The sequence below is a fragment of the Streptomyces carpinensis genome, assembly GCF_002154505.1.
Taxonomy (GTDB): Bacteria; Actinomycetota; Actinomycetes; order Streptomycetales; family Streptomycetaceae; genus Streptomyces; species Streptomyces carpinensis.
Genome location: NZ_MUBM01000436.1, coordinates 1 through 4,271, shown reverse-complemented (window position 1 = coordinate 4,271; position 4,271 = coordinate 1). Strand labels below are relative to the sequence as shown.

Annotated in this window: 4 protein-coding genes; all 4 read right to left on the bottom strand. The window is 70.7% G+C overall.

What is annotated here, in order from left to right; all coding sequences use genetic code 11:
* A partial coding sequence (locus tag BZY54_RS42270) for an Lrp/AsnC family transcriptional regulator (protein ID WP_086730679.1) occupies nt 1-439 on the bottom strand: 439 nt, incomplete at its 3' end.
* 34 nt (nt 440-473) lie between these two features.
* Nucleotides 474-1,952 carry an amino acid permease gene (locus BZY54_RS42265; protein ID WP_086730678.1) on the bottom strand — a complete coding sequence of 493 codons (1,479 nt, stop codon included), beginning with the start codon at nt 1,950-1,952 and terminating at the stop codon, nt 474-476.
* Nucleotides 1,953-2,263: 311 nt separating this feature from the next.
* Nucleotides 2,264-3,706 carry a GuaB1 family IMP dehydrogenase-related protein gene (locus BZY54_RS42260; RefSeq protein WP_167414162.1) on the bottom strand — a complete coding sequence of 481 codons (1,443 nt, stop codon included), beginning with the start codon at nt 3,704-3,706 and terminating at the stop codon, nt 2,264-2,266.
* 131 nt (nt 3,707-3,837) lie between these two features.
* Nucleotides 3,838-4,167 carry a barstar family protein gene (locus BZY54_RS42255; RefSeq protein WP_086730676.1) on the bottom strand — a complete coding sequence of 110 codons (330 nt, stop codon included), beginning with the start codon at nt 4,165-4,167 and terminating at the stop codon, nt 3,838-3,840.
* Between the last annotated feature and the right edge of the window lie 104 nt (nt 4,168-4,271).

Genomic DNA, 4,271 nt, shown 5'->3' with positions numbered 1-4,271 from the left:
CCGAGGAGAAGCGGCGCAGCAGCGGGGACAGGACCAGCACGGACTTGGTCCGCTCCACGAACGGCTCGCCGGCGATGCGTTCCAGGACGCGCTCGAAGTGGCGCATGTCGGCGGCGAAGACCTGGGCGATCGCGTCCGCGTCCCCGGTGACGGTGGACGCGGACACGACCTCCTGGTAGCGCTCCAGGCCGCGCTGGATGGTCTCCGGCGAGGTGTTGCGCCGGCAGTAGATCTCGACGTACCCCTCCGTCTCCCAGCCGAGGGCGGCCGGGTCGACGCGGACGGTGAAGCCGGTGATGGCTCCGGTGGCGCGCAGCCGGTCCACGCGCCGCTTCACGGCGGGCGCGGACAGGCCGACGAGCTGCCCGATGTCCGCGTAGGAGCGGCGGGCGTCCTCGGCGAGGGCGTGCACGATGCGTTCGTCGAGATCGTTCAGCACGGGGTGTGGGTCACTTCTTCGGGATCGGGCTCGGTCACTTCTCCGCCGTCGCGAGGCTCTGCGGAGCCGCGAGACGGGAACGGCGGTAGCCGTACCCGAAGTAGAACACGAGCCCGACCGCCATCCAGACTCCGAAGACCACCCAGGTGACGGTGGACAGGCTGCCCATCATCCAGAGGCAGAGGAGGAAGCCCACCGCGGGCAGCACCGGCGACAGCGGCACCCGGAAGGTGCGGCGCATGTCCGGGCGGGTCCGGCGCAGCACCACAACGGCCACATTGACGAGCGCGAAGGCGAAGAGGGTGCCGATGCTGGTGGCGTCGGCGAGCTGGCCCAGCGGGATGGCGGCGGCCAGCACCCCGCAGAACAGGGAGACGATCACCGTGTTGGCGCGGGGCGCCCCGGACTTCGCATGGACGCGGGAGAACACCTTGGGCACGAGGCCGTCGCGGGACATCGCGAACAGGATGCGGGTCTGGCCGTACAGCACGGTCAGGACCACGCTGGCGATGGCGATGACCGCGCAGAACGCCAGCAGGGTGCCCCAGAAGCTCTGGCCGGTGACCTCGCGCATGATCTCGGCGAGGGCCGCCTCGGAGTCGTTGAACTTCCGCCACGGCTTGGCGCCCACGGCGACGGCGGCGACGAGCACGTACAGGGCGGTGACGATGACCAGCGACAGCATGATCGCGCGGGGGAGGTCGCGCTGGGCGTCCCTTGCCTCCTCACCGGCGGTGGAGGCGGCGTCGAAGCCGATGTAGGAGAAGAACAGCGTCGCGCCCGCCGCGCTGACGCCGCTCATGCCGAGAGGCATGAAGTGGGAGTAGTTGCCGGAGCGGAAGCCCTGGACGCCGATGGCGCAGAACAGCACCAACGCGGCGATCTTCACACAGACCATGATCGTGTTGGCCCGCGCGGACTCCTTGGCGCCGCCCATCAGGAAGACCATCGCCAGCAGGACGACGATCAGCGCCGGCAGATTGAAGACGCCGCCGTCGCCGGGCGGCGCGGACAGGGCGGCGGGGATGGTGACGCCGAGGGTGCCCTTGAGCAGCTCGTTGAGGTACTCGCCCCAGCCGACGGCTACGGCGGCCACCGACACGCCGTACTCCAGGACCAGGCACCAGCCGCACACCCAGGCGATCAGCTCGCCCATCGTTGCGTATGCGTACGAGTACGAGGAGCCGGAGACCGGGATGCTGCCCGCCAGCTCGGCGTAGGACAGGGCCGAGAAGAGTGCCGTGAGACCGGCGATCACGAAGGAGAGCGTGACGGCGGGACCGGCCTTGGGGACGGCCTCGCCGAGGACCACGAAGATGCCGGTGCCCAGGGTGGCACCGATACTGATCATGGTGAGCTGCCACAGCCCCAGGGATCGCCGCAGGGTGCCGCCCTCGCCCTGGCCGCCCTCCGCGACCAGGCGTTCCACTGGCTTGCGACGCATCAGGCGGGCGCCTGCGGACAGGGGGACGGTGGTTCTGCGGTTCTGCGGGGGTGCGCCTTGGTCGAGCACGCGCGGCTCCTTGTCGCTGCGGGTCTTCGAGCGGCCGGGACCGGTGGCCCGTCCCTCGGGGACCCACCGAGCGGGGTCCCTGCCACGCCACGTACAGCGCAGACCCTACGAGGCCGGGCTTCACGGGCGTAATGCAGCAACCTTGCGCACCTCCGCAAGATCGTTGCGTTCCACGGGACTGCGCGGGTGTTCGTTGCGCGGGCGCTTTCGACCGTTGCGTACGACAGCGGCGCAACTGTCCCGGAGTGCCGGGCATGCCGACGGCCCCCGCTCTCCCGTCACCGGGACAGCGGGGGCCGTGCGGAAGGGGCTCAGGTCCAGCTGGCGTGCAGCGGCTTGCCCTCGGCGTAGCCGGCCGCGCTCTGGATGCCGACGATGGCCTTGTCGGCGAACTCCTCCAGGGAACCGGCACCGGCGTAGGTGCAGGAGGAGCGGACGCCCGCGATGATCGAGTCGATCAGGTCCTCGACTCCCGGGCGGGCCGGGTCGAGGAACATGCGGGAGGTGGAGATGCCCTCCTCGAACAGGCCCTTGCGGGCGCGGTCGTACGCCGACTCCTCCGAGGTGCGGTTGCGCACCGCGCGCGCGGAGGCCATGCCGAACGACTCCTTGTAGGCGCGTCCGCTCGCGTCGTGCTGGAGGTCGCCCGGCGACTCGTACGTCCCCGCGAACCACGAGCCGACCATCACGTTGGACGCGCCGGCGGCCAGCGCCATGGCCACGTCGCGCGGGTGGCGGACACCGCCGTCGGCCCACACGTGCTTGCCGTACTTCTTCGCCTCGGCGGCGCACTCCAGGACCGCGGAGAACTGCGGCCGGCCCACGCCGGTCATCATCCGGGTGGTGCACATGGCGCCGGGGCCCACACCCACCTTCACGATGTCCGCGCCCGCTTCGATCAGGTCCTTGACGCCCTCGGCGGAGACGATGTTGCCCGCGGCGATGGGCACCTGGGGGTCGAGGGCGCGCACCAGCTTGATGGCGGTGATCATCGACTCCTGGTGGCCGTGTGCGGTGTCGATGACGAGCGTGTCCACGCCCGCGTCGAGCAGCTGCTTGGCCTTGCCGGCCACATCGCCGTTGATGCCGACCGCCGCGGCGACGCGCAGCCTGCCGTTCGCGTCGACGGCCGGGGTGTACAGCGTGGCGCGCAGCGCGCCCTTGCGGGTGAGGATGCCGGCGAGCCTGCCGTCCTTGTCGACGGCGGGGGCGTAGCGCCGGTTGTGCGCGTCGAGGGTGTTGAAGGCCTCGCGCGGATCGATGTCGGCGTCCAGCAGGAGCAGGTCCTTGGACATGACCACTTCGAGCTGGGTGAAGCGGTCGACACCGCGCAGGTCTGCGTCGGTGACGACGCCGACGGGCCGCTGCTGCTCGTCGACGACCACACCGGCGTTGTGCGCCCGCTTGGGCAGCAGGGCCAGGGCGTCGGCCACGGTCTGGTGCGGGGCCAGCACGATCGGGGTGTCCAGCACCAGGTGGCGGCTCTTCACCCAGGAGACGACGTCGGTGACCACGTCGATCGGGATGTCCTGCGGGATGACCACGAGGCCGCCGCGTCGGGCCACGGTCTCGGCCATGCGGCGGCCGGCGATGGCGGTCATGTTGGCGACGACGAGCGGGATGGTGGTGCCCGTGCCGTCCGGCGAGCTGAGGTCCACGCCCTGACGCGAGCCGACCGCGCTGCGGCTCGGCACCATGAACACGTCGTCGTACGTCAGGTCGTACGCGGGCTGGATGTCATTGAGGAAACGCACGTGCTGCACATCCCAGTCGATCAGAGGTGACCCCCGGCAGGTCTGCCAGGGGGAAAGAGCACGTACTTCATTGTCCCATGACGGGACCACTGTCAGGCCCTGTCCTAACATCCAGGCTGGTCAGAGGGGCGTTAGGACGATCCTCCAAGGGTCAGGGCGACGGTGAGCGCCGGAGTGCGGTCCGCCGCCTCGGCGAACACCTCCCGCGCCGTGCGCCACTCGTCGGGGTTCGCCTCGGCGTACGCGCGCCAGCCCCGTACGACGAGCAGCAGCCCCTGTGCGACGGCCGCCTCGGGCCAGACGGTGTGGTCGGAGAGCGAGTCGGCCAGCGCGTCCCAGTTGCGGCCGAACCAGTCGGGCAGCGCCAGGTCCCGGACGGCACGGTCCATCAGGGCCGCCTTGTCCGTGACCCCGTCGAGGTCCAGGGTGATCAGGAACCGGCCCGCCAGGTCTTCGCTCATCTCGGCACCGCCCGGAAAGCGTCGCAGTGATCACCGATGGGCCCGACCGCTGTCAGTGTCCGCCAGGCCCCTGTCCCCCCACGTGTCCTCCTGTCCCCCCTGTC